Here is a 17,728-nt window from a genome sequence, read left to right as displayed (position 1 = left end):
ATCTCACAACGGCAAATTGTCGTGCTTCTTGGCCGGCGCTTCCACCTTCTTGTCCTTCAGCATCGCGAGCGCCCTTGCGATCCTCCGCCGCGTCGAATGCGGCATGATCACATCGTCGATGTAGCCGCGCTCCGCCGCGATGAACGGCGACAGGAAGCGGTCTTCGTATTCCTTGGTGCGGGCGGCGATCTTGTCGGGGTCGCCGATGTCACTGCGGAAGATGATCTCGACCGCGCCCTTGGCGCCCATCACCGCGATCTGGGCGGTCGGCCAGGCATAGTTCATGTCGGCGCCGATTTCCTTGGAGGCCATGACGTCGAAGGCGCCGCCATAGGCCTTGCGGGTGATGACCGTGACGAGCGGCACGGTGCACTGCGAATAGGCGAACAGCAGTTTCGCGCCGTGCTTGATCAGGCCGCCATATTCCTGCGCGGTGCCCGGCAGGAAGCCCGGTACGTCGACGAAAGTGACGATCGGGATGTTGAAGGCGTCGCAGAAGCGGACGAAGCGCGCGGCTTTCCGCGAGGCGTCACTGTCGAGCACGCCGGCCAGCACCATCGGCTGGTTGGCGACGAAGCCGACGGTGCGGCCCGCGATGCGGCCGAAGCCCGTGACGATGTTCTTGGCGAAGGCCTCCGAGATCTCGAAGAAATCGCCCTCGTCCACGACCTTCAGGATCAGCTCCTTCATGTCGTAGGGCTTGTTCGGATTGTCGGGGATCAGCGTGTCGAGGGAATCGTCGATGCGCTCGATCGAATCGAAGCTTGGCCATTCCGGCACGCCGTCGGTGTTGTTGGACGGCAGGAAGTCGATGAGCCGGCGCATCTGCAACAGCGTCTCGACGTCGTTCTCGAAGGCGCCGTCCGCGATCGAGGAGCGCGTCGCATGCACCGAAGCGCCACCGAGCTCCTCGGCGGTGACGACCTCGTTGGTGACGGTCTTCACCACGTCCGGGCCTGTGACGAACATGTAGCTGGTGTTCTTCACCATGAAGATGAAGTCGGTCATCGCCGGCGAATAGACGTCGCCGCCGGCGCAGGGGCCCATGATCACCGAGATCTGCGGGATCACGCCCGAGGCGAGCACGTTGCGGCGGAACACGTAGGAATAGCCGGCGAGCGCGGCGACGCCCTCCTGGATGCGGGCGCCGCCCGCGTCATAGAGGCCGATGATGGGCGCGCGCGCCTTCATCGCCATATCCTGGAGTTTTGTAATTTTCAGCGCGTGCGTTTCCGAGAGCGAGCCGCCGAACACCGTGAAGTCTTTGGCAAAGACAAAAGTCTTGCGGCCGTTGACGGTGCCCCAACCGGTGACGACGCCGTCGCCGGGGATCTTGTTCTTCTCCATGCCGAACTCAGTGGAGCGGTGCTCGACGAACATGTCGAACTCCTCGAACGATCCCTTGTCGAGCAGAAGCTCGATGCGCTCGCGCGCGGTCAGCTTGCCGCGGGCATGCTGTGCCTCGATGCGCTTTTCCCCGCCGCCCAGCCTGGCGCCGGCGCGACGGTCTTCAAGGGCTTCAATGGTCGAGATCACGGAATTCTCCTCGATGGCCCCGCCGTTACGGTACGCGGGCCCTTCTCCCGCGATACAACCGCAAGACCGACCTTGAGAAGGCTTGAACATGCACAACTGCGCATGTTACATTCTTGCAAATTGCAAATTGCGAAGTTGCAAATGACTGGAAAGCTATTTATTGGGCGACGGTTCCGCGAAGTGAGGGAGAGCAAGAAGCTCACTCAAAAGGCGTTCGCCGAACGGCTCGGAATTTCACTTAGCTATTTGAACCAGATCGAGAACAACCAGAGGCCGGTTTCGGCCTCTGTCCTGGTGCTTCTCGCCGAGCGCTTTCAGATCGACCTCAGTTCGCTGTCGGTCAATGACAACGACAGGGTCATGTCGATGCTGACGGAAGCGCTGGCCGATCCGATCTTTGCGCCCTACGCGCCGAACATGCAGGAGCTGAAACTCGTCGTTCAGAACGCGCCGGGTTTCGCGCAAGCGCTCCTCAACGCGCACCAGGCGTACCGGCGCAACAGCGAGCAGCTCGCCAGTCTGGACGGCCAGATAGTCAACTGGGCCGGCGAGCCGACCGCTTACGAAGAAGTCCGCGACTTCTTTCATCTGGTCGACAACTACGTCCACGAGCTCGATACCGCCGCCGAGGCGCTCGCCGAGCGCCTCGGCATTCCCGACAACAATACGACCACGGCGCTGGTCAACCACCTGGAGGCCCGACATGGCGTGCAGATCCGCCAGAGCGGACCGCACGAAAATTCGTTACGGCAATTCGATCGTGCATCCCGCACCTTGTGGCTGAGCCCCTACCTTCCCACGCCAACCCGAAACTTCCAGATCGCACTGCAAATCGCCGCCCTCGAGGAGGAGGAGCGCATTGGCCAGATTGCCGACCAAGCGGCTTTTCGATCCGCCGATGCGCGGAACGTCTGCGCGGCGGGATTGCGCAACTATTTCGCCGGCGCTCTCATTCTGCCCTATCAAAGATTCCTGCAATCCGCGCGAGACTTGCGCCACGATTTGGAGCTGATTGCCACGAGGTTCGGCGCGAGCCTGGAGCAGGTGGCCCATCGCTTGTCCACCTTGCAACGACCGGGCTCCAAGGGCGTGCCCGTGTTCTTCGCGCGGCTGGACCGCGCCGGAAACATCACCAAGCGACATAGCGCGGCAAAGCTGCAATTCGCACGTTACGGGGCGGCGTGCCCGCTCTGGAACGCTCATCAGGCGTTCGAGGCACCCAGCCAGATCATTCGGCAACTCGCCGAGACGCCGGACGGCGTCAGGTTTCTCTGCATTGCGACCGAACTTTCGAAAGGCCGCGGCGGCTTCGGCTCGCCGCGCCCGCGCTACGCCATCGCGCTCGGATGCGAAGTCTCCTACGCCAAGGATTTCGTCTATGCGGACGGGCTCGACCTCACCAACAAGGGCACCTACGAGCCGATCGGAATCTCCTGTCGAATCTGCGAGCGCACCAGCTGTCCCCAGCGCGCGATCCCTCCGCTCAAGAGCAGATTGAACATCGATCGAGACTGCAGGCACATACTGCCCTACCGGATTTCAAGCTAGTTGGGGAATGGTGAAGCGAAGCTCCTAAGATCTCTGCTCTTGCTAGGGATCCAGCTCCACTAAATGCGTTCGCCACGAGAGGTTAGCAGAGGCTGCGCAATTGCTGCCAGAGGGCGTTGCTCATTCTGCAATCATTGTGCACACAGCCGTGGCAACAGCCAAACGAGCCTTTTCGGCCATGCAGAATAGATTTGGCAGCGCCGCATAGATTGTCCGTTTTTCGATATAAGTCGTCATTTTATCGAAATTCTACATGCCCAGGCAGCGGTTAGCATTCGTTTCATCGAGATGTCATCACGCGAGATAACGCGGGGGGCCGGGCCTCGATGCCATAACGAACGCTTGCCCACGGGAGAAACCGACATGACGACGACAGCTTTAGATCGGATCGATATCAAGATCTTGAATGAACTGCAGCAGAACGCGAACTTGACGAACGTTGAGCTCGCTTCTCGCGTCAATCTCTCACCATCCCCCTGCCTCGCCCGAGTTCGCACCCTCGAAAAGCTGGGAGTCATTGACCGAAGAATCGCTGTGCTGGATCCAGCAGTTCTCGGCATCGGCGTCACTGCCTTCATACAGATCAAACTTGAAAAGCAGATTCAATTGTCCCTCGACAGTTTCACGCGCTCAATAGATCGCCTGGGTGAGGTGATGGAATGCTATCTCATGACGGGAGATAGCGATTATCTCCTTCGCGTCATGGTATCAGACATCGAGGCTCTTGAAGACCTCATCGTGAACAAGCTCTCACGGATCGCAGGTGTTTCCAGCATTCGCTCAAGCCTGGCGCTGAAGCGGATTTCCCATAAGACTGTGCTTCCTATCGACACAAACCGTCCCGTTCAGATCAAGTCGGGCAACCCTGCTTCTAGGCGCATCGAGAGACCCACCAAATCCCAATATGATGCTTCGCCTCAGGCTCGGCCCGACGGCGGAATGAACTTGGAGACTTCGCGGATCTTTGATCACGGCACGGCCGGCCTTTAGCCGCCAAAAAATATGCGATGTCAGAAGCGACCGTTGAGAGCGACTCCAATCACGGTGGCCATCGACACTCATTCTGATTCACGATGTAACCCAATGGCTCCAGAACAGATGACGATCAGTCCATTCGACAAGAACTTGGATAAAGTGAAAGCGAATTATGTACCGTTGACCCCGGTGAGCTTCCTACAGCGCAGCGCCCACGTCTATCCGAATCTCACTAGTGTCATCTACGAGGAACGGTGCTTCACGTGGAAGGAGACTTTCGAGCGTTGCAGGCGGTTTGCCTCCTTTCTGGATCAGTACGGCATCCGTCGCGGCGATACTGTCGCCGTGATGCTGCCAAACGTGCCGGCCATGGTGGAATCGCACTTTTCAATACCGATGATCGGAGCGATCATTCACGCCATAAATATTCGGCTTGACGCCGCCAGCATCGCGTTTCAGCTTGATCATGGCGGCGCCAAAGTCCTGCTGGTCGACCCAGAATTTGCAGACCTGATTAGGGAGGCGATCGCCCTTCTATCCGGACCGAAGCCACTGATCGTCGATGTCAGGGACAATCACTTCTCGAGCGCTGCAATCGGGGACATCGACTACGAAACTGCACTCGTACCCGGCGACCCCGCCTTCGCGTGGCATCATCCGAATGATGAGTGGGATGCAATTGCCCTCAGTTATACCTCTGGAACTACGGGTGATCCAAAGGGGGTCGTAACGCACTATCGCGGAGCCTATCTGAGCGCCGTTAGCACCATCCTCGCCGGCAATCTCGGCCAGCATCCGGTCTACCTCTGGACGCTGCCGATGTTTCACTGCAACGGCTGGTGCTTCCCCTGGACCCTGGCAGCAGCTGCCGGCATTAATGTCTGCCTGCGCAAGGTCGAGCCGACCAGGATTTTCGAGCTGATCAAGCAGCACGGCGTTACCCACACGTGCGGCGCGCCGATTGTCTACAATATGCTGATCAACGCGCCCGACACGTTCGAGCGCAATGCGGCCCGCGGCGTCGTGGGCCTGATCGCCGGCGCTGCGCCTCCGGTTGCAGTGCTCGAAGGCGCTGAGAGCATCGGCATAAAGCTCACGCACGTCTACGGCCTAACCGAGGTCTACGGGCCCGCCTCCGTCTGCGCCGAGCAACCTGGTTGGGACGAGTTGCCCGCCGCCGAGCGCGCGAAGATGAAGAGCCGGCAGGGCGTGCCTTACCATCTGCAGACGCCGTCACGGTCATGAATCCCGAGACGATGCAGGAAGTACCGCGTGACGGCGAGACGATCGGCGAAGTCATGTTCCGCGGCAACATGGTGATGAAAGGTTATTTGAAAAACGAGAAAGCCACCCGGAAGGCCTTCGAGAGCGGTTGGTTCCACACCGGCGATCTCGGCGTTCTGGATGAACATGGCTACGTCATCGTCAAAGACCGATCGAAGGACATCATCATCTCAGGGGGCGAGAACATATCATCGGTGGAGGTCGAAGACGTGCTCTACAAGCATCCGGCCGTGTTGTTTGCTGCCGTGGTGGCCAAGCCGGACGCGAAATGGGGCGAAGTCCCGTGTGCTTTTGTCGAGCTCAAGGACAATTCCGCTGTAACAGAACCCGAACTCATTGTTTTTTGCAAAAATCAGCTTTCAGGGTTCAAGGCACCGAAATCAGTAATTTTTGGCCCGCTTCCGAAAACCTCCACCGGAAAGATTCAGAAGTTCCTGTTACGTGAAACGGCTGGATCAGCGAAGGCAATAGCGGGCTAAAGCTGGGGCTTCGAACACAAACTTGGTCATTGAGCGCACCAAACGGACCGAGGGACACATGATGACCTCGATTTCTGCCGCCCTGAAAGCATTCTCCGAAGGAGAGATTGTCGTCGTTGCGGACGATGATGATCGAGAAGGTGAAGGAGATCTCGTTGTCGCGGCGTCTCTTTGCTCAACTGAAAGGATGGCGTTTATTATCCGCCATACCTCTGGAATCGTCTGCGCACCCATCACGTTAGAGCAGGCGCGTCGTTTGAGACTAGATCCAATGGTCGTCCACAACGAGTCCAACCACACCACCGCTTTCACTGTCTCGATCGATTACAAGCCTGATGGCGGGACCGGAATCTCAGCTGAAGAACGCGCCTCCTGCTGCCGGGCGCTGGCCAACTGCAATGTCAGCGCAAGCGACTTTGCACGTCCTGGCCATATCTTCCCTCTTATATCGAAGGAGGGTGGCGTCCTGATGCGGTCGGGTCATACTGAAGCTGCGGTCGACCTGTGCCGGTTGACCAAACTGGCTCCAGTTGGAGTAATCAGTGAACTGATGAACGACGACGGGTCCGTGATGAAGGGCTCGCAAGTTCGAGATTTCGCCGCCAGGCACGCTTTCAAATACGTAACTATTGCTGACATCATTGGCTTCCGGCAGGCGCGTGAGAAGTTGGTTGAAAGGGTCTCAAGTGTGACCGCCGACAGCCCGATTGGTCCGCTGCAGGGATATTCGTATCGTACGCCGTTTGATCCGATCCATCACGTGGCATACGTGTATGGCGGGATCGGCGACGGCAAGAACGTACTGACCCGATTTTACAAGCCGAACATCATCCGGGACATGTTCTCGGGAGAGGCACAAGCAAAGATGAATGTTGTGCTGCAACGCTTCAAAGAGAACGGAAGTGGTGTGCTCGTCTATCTAAGAGACGGTGCGGCTGGTGTTCCACCGGCCCCCCTGCTCCCATCGTCCTCTTCGGAAGAGCACCGTGGCCGGCAGTGGCGCGAGATCGGCGTTGGGGCGCAAATATTGCGAGATCTTGGCATAGCCTCGATCCGCCATCTGACATCATCCACCCATCACTTCAAGGGGCTTGCGGGATTCGGCATCGAGATCATCAAAAACGAGCAACTCTGATAGAATTGAAGAAGGATGCATAAGGTAGCGCTTTCGCGGCGGCGCCGTTCCGCTCAAACCACGAGGGGACACGCAAAGTCGACGCTCTCAATGCAAGAGCAAAGACGTCAGTCACAACGGACGTCCGTGGACGGGATCGCGGTCATGAGAACGAACCGGGCGATCACCGATTTCCGGTCCTGTTCATGAGCGGAAATATTGTCGCGGGAGGACTTCGAGCCATCCACGACAGCCGGTCCCACTTTCAAAAGGCCAGCTTCTCTAACTGAGATGAGCCGCGGGCGTCTGTTCGCCTCGCTTAGCACGGTCGGAAAAATACCGCGCCGGCGATTTGCCAAGCGCTTTCTTGAACATCGTTATGAAAGCGCTGACGGAGTCGTAGCCGAGAACCTCGGATACAGCTTGCACTGAATCTCCCGCCGACAGCCGCTGAAGCGCGATGATGATGTGCAGTTGTTGGCGCCAACGACTGAACGTCATGCCGGTCTCGGCGACGACGAGGCGCATCAAGGTTCGCTCCCCTAGCGCCATCGCCTCGCCCCACTCTGCCACCGTACGGCGATCCGCCGGGTTTTCCATCAGCGCATCCGCAATCGCACGCAGCTTTGAATGACGCGTAACCGGAAGATGCAATCGCTCCGTCGGCATCTCGATGAGTTCGTTCAGCAGAACCGCGACTATATGAGCCGCCGGACCTTCCTGATCATAAAGAGGCGCCAGTGTCGCCAGACGGTGAATGACCTCATGCAGCAGAGGAGTGATCGACAGCGTGCAACACTCGTGCGGAACAGGTGCCGCGTTCATATCCACGTACAGGAAGTAAATGCTGGCATTGGCGGTCGCGCGGTTGCTGTGCGGCATGCCTCCAGGAATCCAGACGCCGCATCGCGGAGGCACCATCCAAAGCCCACTAGGGACCTCGCAAGTCACACCCCCCCGCTGGGCAAGAACCAACTGCCCTTTCCGATGTGTGTGGATCGGAACTTCGTCCTCTTTCTCCTGCGTATCTACCATGAGTGCGACGACCGGACGCTCGAGCGAGTCCGGATCCAGCTCACGAAAGTACTGAAGGAGAGAACCGCGCATTGTCATCTTTTAGCAATTTTTTGGTAAAGTAACGAAATTCCTGGAGGGCCGCAAGTTCTATCGTTCGGGTGCTTGTCAGACCTGGAATTAGAACGATGACCCGAACGCTCCTCTCCCGCATTTTCGGAGACGCCATTTTTCCCGGCAGCTTCGACCCCAGATGGGCGCTGTTTTCGGCCAATTCGTTCATCGCGGCGATGCTCGCAATCTACCTGGCGTTTCGTCTGGGCCTGCAGAGGCCCTACTGGGCGATGCTCACTGTCTATCTTACCGCCCAACCGCTCGCCGGCGCCGTCCGTTCGCGAGCCGTTTACCGCTTGCTCGGCACTCTGCTCGGCGCCAGCGCAGCCGTGGCGTTTGTCCCACTGCTGGTCAATCAGCCATCCTTGATGACACTCGCCATCACGAGCTGGGCCGCGTTCTGTCTGTACGTTTCCCTTCAGGATCGCACTCCTCGCAGTTACGCCTTTGTGCTGGCAGGATACACAGCCACGACCGTCGCGTTCTCGAGTGTAGCTGCTCCACATTTGGTGTTCGACGTCGCTCTGGCCCGCGTCGAGGAGATTGTGCTCGGCATCTGCTGCGCAACGGCTGTTCATACTCTGCTCTTTCCAAGCTACGTCACCAGTGCCCTTATCAAGTCGATTGATGCAGCGGTTCGTGATGCCTCCGCTTGGACAGCAGATGTCTTCCTCAAGCGCGCTCCGACCAAGAGCAACGCGGCACGCTGGCGGCTAGCTTCGGACGTTACGCAGTTCGAAATACAGTTGACCCACCTCCGTTTCGACACAGCAGCAGCGAAACCGCCGATCTGGGCGATTCGGGCCGTGCAGGACAACCTCGCGCTCGTCCTTCCAACGCTGACAGCGATCGAAGACAGGCTGGATGCACTGGGGGAGCGGCGTACACCGGAACTGGATCAGCTTCTCTCAAAGCTGGGCGAATGGGTGCGGGCCCCCGCTAAATCGCAGCACAGCGCAGACGACCTGATGCGCTTCTGCGCAGAATTCAAGGTCGCACCTCCTGCCATGCAAAACGAATGGGATACGTTTCTCGTATCCAGCTTGATCGCCAAATCAAGGGCGATGATCGAAACATTGGCCGTAATCCTGGAACTAAGTGAGGTCATCCAAGGATCCAAGCCTGCTTCCCGCCTAGCGACGGCATCTGCTTCCAAAATCCATCGTGCCAAGAGAACCCTCCATCGTGACCAGGGCCTCGCGGCGTTATCCGTCGCCGCTTTTTTTGCGGCAGTCCTTGGCTGCGCCGCGGTCTGGATCGCCACGGCATGGCCGGAAGGCGGCATCGCCGCGCAGATCGCCGCTATTGCTGCAGCGCTCTACAGCAGCCTCGACGATCCTGCACCCACGCTGATGTCCTACACACTCTGGACTGTGGCGTCGCTGCCGATCGCAGCCATCTACCTCTTTGTCATTTTCCCAGCAGTCGATGGGTTTCCGATGCTGGCGGCCTCGCTGGGTCCGCCGTTTCTCGTCATCGGCTATCTCCAGGCCAATCCGCGTCACATTGTCAAAGCGTTGGCTCTCGGGCTCGGTCTAATCGGGGCACTCGATCTGCAGAACAGATTCTTGGAGGACTTCGCTTCGTTCGCTAACGTCAATGCAGCGTCACTAATCGGTCTTATTGCGGCGTTCTTGGCAGTTCGCGCATTTCGTTCTGTGACCGCAAAGCATGCGGCCAAACGCCTGATCCGGCATGGCTGGGTCGATCTAGCAATCCTGGCCGGTGCCCACAGACCGATGAACCGAGAACGCTGGGTGGGCGTAATGCTCGACCGTCTCGGCCTGATCGTTCCGCGATTGGCGCTGTCCGGCACGGACGTAGAAACAGAAGCTGGCCGCTCGCTTGCCGCTCTACAGATGGGACTGGATCTGCTCGATCTGAAATCAAGCGTGGCAAACGCGAACGACCACGGGAGCGAGCATCTCGAAGGTCTTGTTGTCAAACTGTCGCACGCCTTCCGATGGTTTGCATCTGGGAATATCGAGCTCCCTCTCGAGGATGCGCAGGCATTGTGCGCAACCATTGATACCGAACTTCGCGAATACTGCAAATGGGACGCCGCAATCCAGCGAGCAAGACTAACCGCGCTGGTCGGCTTACGCCGCGCCCTGTTTCCAGATGCACCAGCTCCTACTGGTAACAGAGTTGCGTGATGAATGAAGAGATCAACGTCGCGGGCGTGTTCATACCGACCTTTGTCGTCGCCTGTATCTTCGCGCTCGGGCTAGGGATGGCACTGTCCGCAACACTCAACCGCTCTGTCTCATTCGAGATCAAGAGCTTCGCATGGCACCCGGCGCTATTCGATTTCGCAATCTTCGTGATTCTCGTCGACATTTGGTACACGCTACTTGGAAAGTTTCTTCCATGACTACCAAACGTTCGATCCCACGCATCGTTGTTACTGGTCTGGTCGTCGCAATTGCGGCGCCGATTGCCATCAACTTGTGGGACCACTACGAGGAGGCTCCCTGGACGCGTGACGGCCACGTCCGCGCCGACGTCGTCGCCGTGGCTTCGGACGTCTCCGGGCTGGTCGAAGAGGTTCTGATCAAGGACAATCAGGCGGTTCGCAAAGGTGACGTACTCATCCGGCTGGATCCACAGCGCTTCCGCCTGGCCGTCCAGCAGGCAGAAGCCGTGGTCGCAAGCCGCGAAGCCGCGCTTGAACGGACCTCGAATGACCGTACCCGTTATGAAAAGCTTAGCGACGGCGTTGTCTCTCAACAGCAACGCGAGACGGTCCGCGCGGCTGACCTCCAAGCGAAGGCTACCTACAATCAAGCGCTGGCGGATCTGGAAATCGCACATCTTAACCTGATCCGATCAGAAATCCGCGCGCCGGTTAGTGGTCGCGTAACGAACCTCGATCTCCGGCCGGGCGCTTATCTGCCGGCCGGACGAGGCATAATGGCGCTGATCGAAACCGATACGGTGCGTGCGGAAGGCTACTTCGAAGAAACAAAGCTCGCGCGCATCCATGTAGGCGATCCTGCCGACGTCATCCTGATGGGGGGCTCGACACTGAGAGGAGAGGTCGAGAGCATCGCCCGCGGAATTGAAGATCGCGAAAGGAGTTCCGGTGCGAGCATGCTGGCGAACATCAATCCGACCTTCTCGTGGGTTCGGCTCGCACAGCGAATTCCAGTACGGATCAAGCTCCATGTGAAAAATGATGCGGATGAACTGATCGTTGGGCGGACCGTCACAGTTTGGATCGATAGCGACAATAGCCCCAATCCAACAATTACGAAAATGCTCGGGTCACGCATCTTGCGTCTCTTGCGTTCAGCAGCGATACCGGAGCGCTCTTGAAGATGCGGCAGCATTCGACGCCCAACACTGAACTGCGAACTGGTCTCGCTGCCCGGTCAGCGCAATATCCGCAGCACGACAGGTCCTTGGCCAGTTGCATAGCCGCATCACATTCGGCAATTTAGGGGTGACGGTCGCGATTTCGGCACAAAATGCCGGGCGCATTATGAGAATAGGCAAAGACAAACTGTACGAGGCACGGCTTTGTGGTGTTTGGTATAAGAGGTTTTTGCCTTCACTTCACCAGCCGCGAAGCGCGGCTCTTTGGTCATTTGTTGTGGGCAAAATCAACGAATTGGGCGAGATCTCTGCTCTCGCACCATGCACGGTTGCTTGGCAGCGATGCGCCGCATTTTTCAAAATTTCATTGATCTCCTCGCGACGGCAGAAGATCTCCAAGACTTCTCCAAAGCCATGGCGGACACCGCGACCGCTTTGGACTTATCGTGTTTTGCCTATCTAGCCCTCCAGCGCGCCAACAGAGGCAAACCGCGCCTAATCTCTACATATCCATCGCGGTGGGTAGAACACTATCTACGAAACAATTATCAAATACTTGATCCCGTTATCCAAGAAGCTCTTCGAAACCCCGAGCCCTTTCGATGGGGGGCTAATTTCAACTCGAAGTTCACATCGAAAGCACAGGATCGGCTTTTCGAAGAGGCAGGGGAATTCGGAATTCGGTTTGGCTTTACGGTGCCCATTCACGATGGCCACGGCCCCATCGCTGCATTGACCTTTGCCGTGGACCAGAGCCGCCCACAATTCGAACGGTTCATTGAATCGCATGAACGCGTTCTTCAGCTTATGGCGATGTATTTCCATGCTCATACCCGCCGAAAGCTAGCGAACGTACACGATTTAGAGGGGGCATGCCTATCTCCGCGTGAGTTCGAATGCTTGGAGTGGGCAGCTCGTGGCAAGAGCGCTTGGGAGATTGGATGCATTCTCGGCATCTCGCGCAACACGGTTGCCTTCTACCTAGAAGGAGCGAAGAAAAAACTTGGTGTTCGGACGATTGTGCAAGCGGTAGCACGCTTAGCCGCTGTGAAAAGAAAGCAGCAAAATTAGGGGCGGAGCCCCCTACAACTACAGGTAATGACTTGAGATCCGAGATCCGCTCCAAAGGTGACGATGTACACCCCTGGAGGGACTATGATTCAGCTAATCACACCGCCCTTGTATGGCCAGTTCGCCGAAACCCTCGCTGAAATGCATCGGTTACGGTATCGCGTTTTCAAACTTCGCATGGCATGGGACGTTCAAACCAGCGGCGACATGGAGATCGACGATTTCGATGCACTGCATCCCGCTTACCTAGTCCAGCTATGTGACAACGGGCAGGTGCAAGGTTCCGTACGCCTCCTCCCGACACTTGGCCCGACCATGCTTTGCGACACCTTCCCTACGCTTCTCGAAAGTCAACCTGCGCCGTCAACTCCTCTCGTTTGGGAAAGTAGTAGATTCGCGATCGATGTTGCTGCCGATGCCCCGAAGGGGGATCACGGTCTTACTCGTGCTGTTTACGAGCTATTTGCGGGAATGGTAGAGTTCGGGCTCTCAAGACAACTCACTGACATCGTTACCGTCACAGACGTCCGTATGGAGCGAATCCTTAGACGAGCGGGTTGGCCCCTGCGGCGCATTGGCAATCCTTCCGCAATTGGCAACACCTTAGCCGTGGCGGGTTACCTCGAGATCTCGCGCGATACTCTGGTCACCCTTCGTAGAGCCGGCGGGCTTTCGGCACCGGCCCTTTGGACGCCAGTAATCTTCGCGGCCGCGTAGAACGATACAGGCCAGTAAACGATATGCCTGTTCCCGCCTAGAGCGGGGACGCCGCGTCTTGCGGTTCGCTACCGAGCTAGGTACATGACGGAAATTGAGACCAGGAACGGTCAGCGAAACGCGGCGAGAGCTGTTGACCTGCAACAGCTTCGACTTGCGGTTGCCGCTTCTGACCATGGAAGTTTTCGACGAGCCGCAGAAGCGCTTTCAATCAAACATACCGCGTTCAGCCGTGCTATCGTCCAACTCGAGCACCTCGTGGGAACTTCACTGTTTGAGCGCTCAAGTGGGGGAATCAAGCCTACGTTGACCGGCCGCGTAGTTTTGCGCATTGCACGACTGATTCTGGAGCAGGTCGATATGCTCGTTGACACCGGAAGGTCCGGTGGTCGCGGCGATACTGGGCATCTTGTCGTCGGCTTCTTCACATCCATGTCCACGGGCAATTTGCGAGCGACGATAGGTGAGTTTAAGAAGCTGCTCCCAGGGCTCGAACTGGCAACGATGGAACGCTCACGCTTCCGTCTGATGACTGCCCTCCGTAGCGGAACCGTCGACGTTGTCGTTAGCCCTGGACGTTTACCTTCAAAGGACACAAGATCACTATTGCTCTGGAGCGAACGCATCCTGATCTCGTTGCCGCAGGATCACTGCCTGGCGGCACGCGAGATCATCTATTGGACAGATTTGCGTAACGAAAAGATCCTTCTAAGTGAATATGATCCAGGACGAGAGCTCGAGGATCTCTTGATTTCGAAGCTGGTACTGCCCGACGATCGGCCCAAGGTAGAACGCCATGACGTAAGCCGTGGCATTATCAAGAGTCTGACGAGTATGGGCATGGGACTTAGTCTGGCTATGGAATCGGATATTGGTGCAAGCTTCGCTGGCCTTGTGTACCGGGAGTTGCAGGACGGAGCGGGACCAAGCCGGGTGGACTTCTATGCGCATTGGCGCGACGACAATGAGAATCCGGCTCTGAAGCGTTTCCTTAATCTGTTGGCAGAACGCTATCCCTCACCCTCGCCGGCCCTTGGGGAATGACCAGATCGTCTCGCTTTTGCAAATCCACGGTCCGTGGCCATAAAGCGCGCCAGCATGGGCGCGATCAGCTTTGCCGGGTCGATACGCTGCCCACTTTCGCGCGCCAAGGCCTCTGCATAGGCGACGAGATCTCGATGCACTGACGCTGGAAGCTCAGTGGCGACCTTGACCGGCTTGTCGTCGGGCAGCGCTCCTATTCTAAGCTTGGGCATGGCGTTACCCTCCGTATGGCACAAGTATGAGGTCACGATTGACGAGAACGCGAACTGGAAAACCAGGTCGCACGGTCAGAGTAGGCTGGACGTTGAGACTGCGCCGAACCACCTGTTGTCCGGTTTGATTCAGCGAGTCCGAGGCTCCGTGTCGCAATGCCTGGATAATGGCGCTGTCGTTGCTGTTGGTGTCGGAGCCGGCACCCGGCTCAGTCCCGACAGCAAGAAACGTCGAAAGTGCCGCAGCTTTGAACAGCTCACCCCAGTGATTGTCGACTTGGTCTTCAAGGCCTGCATACCCGGCGGCGTCAGCGGCAGGCTGCCGCTCGAGAACGATGGAAAGTCCATTCGGCATGATCAGCCGCGTCCACACGAGTAGGACACGGGACTGGCCGAAGCTTACCTGGCTATCGTAAATTCCGATCAGACGCGCTCCCTGAGGCACAAGGAGAAAGCGGCCGGTCGGTGTGTCAAAAACATTCTCGGTGACCTGCACGGTCACGAGCTGCGGTAAGAGAAGGAGCTAGTGGCATGACCTCTACCTTATGCACGAGCTCGCACTCCCATGATGGTCTTCAAAGGCTGCCGCATCACCGCTACGGAAGTATCGGCGTCTGCGTCAGAGAACGTGAAATCTGCGGTGCAGACCGCCAGCGTCCCATTCATTTTTGATGTGATTGCGGTACCTTGAGCTTCGGGCATGGCGAGGCGCGTGCTAACGGCACGTCGCCTCAATGGAAATGGCACCCGGAGAGCGTGAGCATAGCGACCCGAAAGGGCACGCGGGTCCGAGTGCAGCGACGAGACCGGTTCAATGGCGGCACCCGGGAACGGGGCAGTGATAGCGATCGCCGCAGGCGAGCCCCTTTCCCGAGTGCCCCCGGCGAGGAGCACCGATAATCTTTGCGCGAGGGATCGACGCCGCACGGCCGAGACGCAAAAGCGGCTCGGTTTCACGAGAGCCCGGTGCGGCAGCAGCCGCACGTGCGCATGCGAAGCATCCGCTGGTCGACGGCGGAAATCTCGTGAGTCCACCGCTTCGTTCCTCAAATCGTGATCAGGAGCATGGGAGAATGTTCTTAGTTCAGCTCACCGACACAGACTCGATTCCTTGGTAGCAAACTCGACTCCCAATCGGCCGAAGCTCCAAGCTTTGTGGGGAGGCGTTGAGTTCACACCCAGCCTAGGCTGGGAGGAAGTTTGGAATGACCGGGTGCATTGAAGAGCGAGCGGACGAGCATGTGCTCGAATCTGTCCTGCACCGACAAAAGCGACGGTCTGGCGCTGGGCGCAACTCCAAATTCGGACACCGGATAGCGCTCGGATATCTTCAATACAGGTTTGCCAGCGAATATGTCGGAAAGTCCTTTGATGATCCATCCAAAGCAGTTGACTGCCTGCTAGTGGTCCTTCGCCTGCGGGAATGCCAAACCGCGCCCGCTTCGGCGTACTCAGCGATGAAATTGCTTCCTCTCGATTATGGCACGCTAAGCCATGCTTTCCGCGCGCTATTCTGGCCGAATTCCGCTAGCCCGCGCCGCTCAGTAGAAGCGATAGCTCTTTGAACTTATAAGCCCGCTTCACGACCGACGCGCCTGCGCTCCAGCGCTCACGAGTAGAGGTCAATCCAGATCCTCCGCGTTGGACGTCATCTAGTGAACTCAGCTCTTGTTAGGCACCAGTGAGATCAGACCGCCCATTTTCGCCACGCGCCGCCATACCTGCTCGCTACCCACCCGCCGGAACCTGGCCCGCAATGATGAGAGCGGATATGGCGGCCGCCTACCTGGACTTTGAAGACACGATCGAACTCGCGCGCGCGATCCGGCGAGGAGACGCACCGCCCCCAGTATGCTGTCGCGGAACGGGACGGTTGCGGAAGCCGGTCTGGTCAAAGTCGGCAATGGACCACTTCGCAGCACCTATTCGAACAGAGGATGCTAGGGAACGGGAGGATCTCTTATGTCTGGTATGATCTCACTTCATACAGCACCAAGGCTGCCCCGATATTGTCAACGAAAACTGTTGGCGCATAGCAGGGTGGCCTATTATTTTGCCCCGCCAACCTGGGCTCGCAGGCAGGGCTGCGACTTACACCCTGAGGCTTTGGGCACGGATTATTTCCGTGCCGTCGAGCGGGTTGAGAAGATCCTCTTGCCCGCATTTGAGAGTTGGCGCTCACGGGGGCTGAGCGATATGACGCCGGTTACCCCTGAACCCGGCACATTCGATTGGCTCATCGGCATCTACCAAGCTCACCAGAAGTGGAGTGAACTCGAAATCACCACGCAGCGTCAGTACACTAGAAGTCTCTCACTCTTCGCCAATCACCGATTGAAAGACGGGAGCCGCGCTGGGTCGAAGCAATTGTCCGATTTCACGAAGGCCTTTGTCGACGCGGTCTATGGAAAGCTGCTAGTTGTAACGAGAGTGAAGAGCAATGGAGAGGTCATCGCCCGGGAACGCCGTCGCTATGTCAATGTTGCCATGTCGAGCTGCCGGCGCGCCTGGTTCGTTGGCCAGCGCGCCCAAGAAAAAATCGTACCAGCTAGCAATCCATTTTCACGGATGGGACTGAAAAGCCGGGCGCCCGGCCAGCCGATACGGCCCACGCCAACCGCAACTTGGGATGAACTCGTCGCCTTTAGGGCCGCCGCGAAGAGGCTCGACTACCGCTCGATCGCAACGGCTGCGTTATTGTCATGGGAGTGGCTGCAGCGAGAGCAGCACGTCTTTGGTGCCTTCGATATCTCGCACTACCGACCTGCCGAACGGCCAAATAGTGTTAGGATTGTGCATCCTAAGAACGGAGAAGAAGCTTGGTGGCCGCTGTTTGACGAAACGGGCGTCCCCCTTTTTCCTGAACTTATGGCCGAGCTCGACGAGATTAAGAAGACTTCGCTCCCGGGCCTGGTATTCCGGCGTACCCATGCCCATCGTAGCTCGGCAATCCCGCTTCCATGGATTACACCGCGCAAGGACCTGCGCTATTTGCGCAGCGTTGTGAAGAAGATAGTTGCAGAGGCTGGCATCCGCCAGGAACTGTCCTTCACCTCCTTCCGGCATGGAGGTTTCACTGAGGGCGCCGACAGCGATCTGACGGACGCAGAACTGCGAGCCGCGGGCCGTCATAGGTCAAACCGTCAGCTGCCGACCTACGCCAAGCGCACCGGCAAGCAGCTGATCACAGCAACAAAAAAGCGTCGCGAGGAGCGGACAAGATCACTCCTTTTTCGATTGAATGTCATTCCTTCGCCGGAATAAAGTGCTGCAGATGGCCGGAGCATGTCGCCCCTACGACG

The 17,728-nt window shown here is 57.9% G+C and carries 13 protein-coding genes and 2 pseudogenes; 11 read left to right on the top strand and 4 right to left on the bottom strand.

All coding sequences use genetic code 11. The features are described from left to right. Positions 1-3: 3 nt before the first annotated feature. On the bottom strand, positions 4-1,533 hold the full coding sequence (locus XH84_RS06620; RefSeq protein ID WP_430641872.1) for an acyl-CoA carboxylase subunit beta: 1,530 nt from the start codon (positions 1,531-1,533) through the stop codon (positions 4-6). 144 nt (positions 1,534-1,677) lie between these two features. On the opposite strand from XH84_RS06620, the gene XH84_RS06615 reads away from it, so the two are divergent. From XH84_RS06615 to ribB, 4 genes and pseudogenes are all read left to right on the top strand, one after another. Beyond that, positions 1,678-3,084 carry a helix-turn-helix domain-containing protein gene (locus tag XH84_RS06615; RefSeq protein WP_128918448.1) on the top strand — a complete coding sequence of 469 codons (1,407 nt, stop codon included), beginning with the start codon at positions 1,678-1,680 and terminating at the stop codon, positions 3,082-3,084. Between the two features lie 363 nt (positions 3,085-3,447). Beyond that, on the top strand, positions 3,448-4,074 hold the full coding sequence (locus tag XH84_RS06610) for an Lrp/AsnC family transcriptional regulator (RefSeq protein ID WP_128918405.1): 627 nt from the start codon (positions 3,448-3,450) through the stop codon (positions 4,072-4,074). Between the two features lie 108 nt (positions 4,075-4,182). Next, positions 4,183-5,822, top strand: a pseudogene (locus XH84_RS06605) (acyl-CoA synthetase). 58 nt (positions 5,823-5,880) lie between these two features. Next, complete coding sequence (gene ribB / locus XH84_RS06600; RefSeq protein ID WP_128918406.1) at positions 5,881-6,957, top strand: 3,4-dihydroxy-2-butanone-4-phosphate synthase; 1,077 nt, start codon at positions 5,881-5,883, stop codon at positions 6,955-6,957. A 261-nt stretch (positions 6,958-7,218) separates the two neighbouring features. Here the strand turns inward: ribB and XH84_RS06595 are convergent, their stop codons facing one another. Beyond that, positions 7,219-8,043 carry an AraC family transcriptional regulator gene (locus XH84_RS06595; RefSeq protein WP_128918407.1) on the bottom strand — a complete coding sequence of 275 codons (825 nt, stop codon included), beginning with the start codon at positions 8,041-8,043 and terminating at the stop codon, positions 7,219-7,221. A 95-nt stretch (positions 8,044-8,138) separates the two neighbouring features. Here XH84_RS06595 and XH84_RS06590 point away from each other — a divergent pair, with 95 nt between their 5' ends. The 6 genes from XH84_RS06590 to XH84_RS06565 all read left to right on the top strand — a co-directional run bounded on the left by XH84_RS06590 (position 8,139) and on the right by XH84_RS06565 (position 14,214). Beyond that, a complete protein-coding gene (locus tag XH84_RS06590) occupies positions 8,139-10,220 on the top strand; it encodes an FUSC family protein (protein ID WP_128918408.1) in 2,082 nt (693 codons plus the stop codon). Beyond that, positions 10,220-10,438: a DUF1656 domain-containing protein gene (locus XH84_RS06585; protein WP_128918409.1), complete on the top strand. Its 219-nt coding sequence runs from the start codon at positions 10,220-10,222 to the stop codon at positions 10,436-10,438. Before XH84_RS06590 ends, XH84_RS06585 begins: the two co-directional genes overlap by 1 nt. Continuing rightward, on the top strand, positions 10,435-11,382 hold the full coding sequence (locus tag XH84_RS06580) for an efflux RND transporter periplasmic adaptor subunit (RefSeq protein WP_128918410.1): 948 nt from the start codon (positions 10,435-10,437) through the stop codon (positions 11,380-11,382). The genes XH84_RS06585 and XH84_RS06580 overlap by 4 nt, the downstream gene beginning before the upstream one ends. 342 nt (positions 11,383-11,724) lie before the next feature. Beyond that, on the top strand, positions 11,725-12,453 hold the full coding sequence (locus XH84_RS06575) for a LuxR family transcriptional regulator (protein ID WP_128918449.1): 729 nt from the start codon (positions 11,725-11,727) through the stop codon (positions 12,451-12,453). A gap of 84 nt (positions 12,454-12,537) precedes the next feature. Then, positions 12,538-13,170, top strand: a complete 633-nt coding sequence (locus XH84_RS06570; RefSeq protein WP_128918411.1) for an acyl-homoserine-lactone synthase — start codon at positions 12,538-12,540, stop codon at positions 13,168-13,170. Positions 13,171-13,254: 84 nt separating this feature from the next. Then, positions 13,255-14,214 (top strand): LysR family transcriptional regulator, encoded by a 960-nt coding sequence (locus tag XH84_RS06565; RefSeq protein ID WP_128918412.1) that lies wholly within the window; start codon positions 13,255-13,257, stop codon positions 14,212-14,214. Here the strand turns inward: XH84_RS06565 and XH84_RS06560 are convergent. Both XH84_RS06560 and XH84_RS06555 read right to left on the bottom strand, forming a co-directional pair. After that, complete coding sequence (locus XH84_RS06560) at positions 14,181-14,426, bottom strand: DUF2274 domain-containing protein (RefSeq protein ID WP_128918413.1); 246 nt, start codon at positions 14,424-14,426, stop codon at positions 14,181-14,183. The two genes, XH84_RS06565 and XH84_RS06560, sit on opposite strands and share 34 nt — an antisense overlap. A 4-nt stretch (positions 14,427-14,430) precedes the next feature. Then, a pseudogene (locus XH84_RS06555) lies at positions 14,431-14,940 on the bottom strand (TraB/TrbI/VirB10 family type IV secretion system protein); the annotation flags it as partial. A gap of 1,526 nt (positions 14,941-16,466) precedes the next feature. Here XH84_RS06555 and XH84_RS06550 point away from each other — a divergent pair. Beyond that, the gene (locus XH84_RS06550; protein ID WP_128918414.1) at positions 16,467-17,690 is read left to right on the top strand and encodes a site-specific integrase; all 1,224 of its coding nucleotides are present in this window, start codon (positions 16,467-16,469) and stop codon (positions 17,688-17,690) included. Positions 17,691-17,728: the final 38 nt, after the last annotated feature.

Origin of the sequence: Bradyrhizobium nanningense (assembly GCF_004114535.1) — a bacterium.
Lineage (GTDB): Bacteria > Pseudomonadota > Alphaproteobacteria > Rhizobiales > Xanthobacteraceae > Bradyrhizobium > Bradyrhizobium nanningense.
Note: the sequence above shows the minus strand (reverse complement) of the source record. Positions and strands in the feature narration are given on the sequence as shown.

Bases quoted from the DNA above. Each gene is read 5' to 3' on its own strand.
- XH84_RS06615 (WP_128918448.1), top strand. From the start codon at position 1,678: ATGACTGGAAAGCTATTTATTGGGCGACGGTTCCGCGAAGTGAGGGAG.
- XH84_RS06610 (WP_128918405.1), top strand. From the start codon at position 3,448: ATGACGACGACAGCTTTAGATCGGATCGATATCAAGATCTTGAATGAA.
- ribB (WP_128918406.1), top strand. From the start codon at position 5,881: ATGATGACCTCGATTTCTGCCGCCCTGAAAGCATTCTCCGAAGGAGAG.
- XH84_RS06595 (WP_128918407.1), bottom strand. From the start codon at position 8,043: ATGCGCGGTTCTCTCCTTCAGTACTTTCGTGAGCTGGATCCGGACTCG.
- XH84_RS06590 (WP_128918408.1), top strand. From the start codon at position 8,139: ATGACCCGAACGCTCCTCTCCCGCATTTTCGGAGACGCCATTTTTCCC.
- XH84_RS06585 (WP_128918409.1), top strand. From the start codon at position 10,220: ATGAATGAAGAGATCAACGTCGCGGGCGTGTTCATACCGACCTTTGTC.
- XH84_RS06580 (WP_128918410.1), top strand. From the start codon at position 10,435: ATGACTACCAAACGTTCGATCCCACGCATCGTTGTTACTGGTCTGGTC.
- XH84_RS06575 (WP_128918449.1), top strand. From the start codon at position 11,725: ATGCGCCGCATTTTTCAAAATTTCATTGATCTCCTCGCGACGGCAGAA.
- XH84_RS06570 (WP_128918411.1), top strand. From the start codon at position 12,538: ATGATTCAGCTAATCACACCGCCCTTGTATGGCCAGTTCGCCGAAACC.
- XH84_RS06565 (WP_128918412.1), top strand. From the start codon at position 13,255: ATGACGGAAATTGAGACCAGGAACGGTCAGCGAAACGCGGCGAGAGCT.
- XH84_RS06560 (WP_128918413.1), bottom strand. From the start codon at position 14,426: ATGCCCAAGCTTAGAATAGGAGCGCTGCCCGACGACAAGCCGGTCAAG.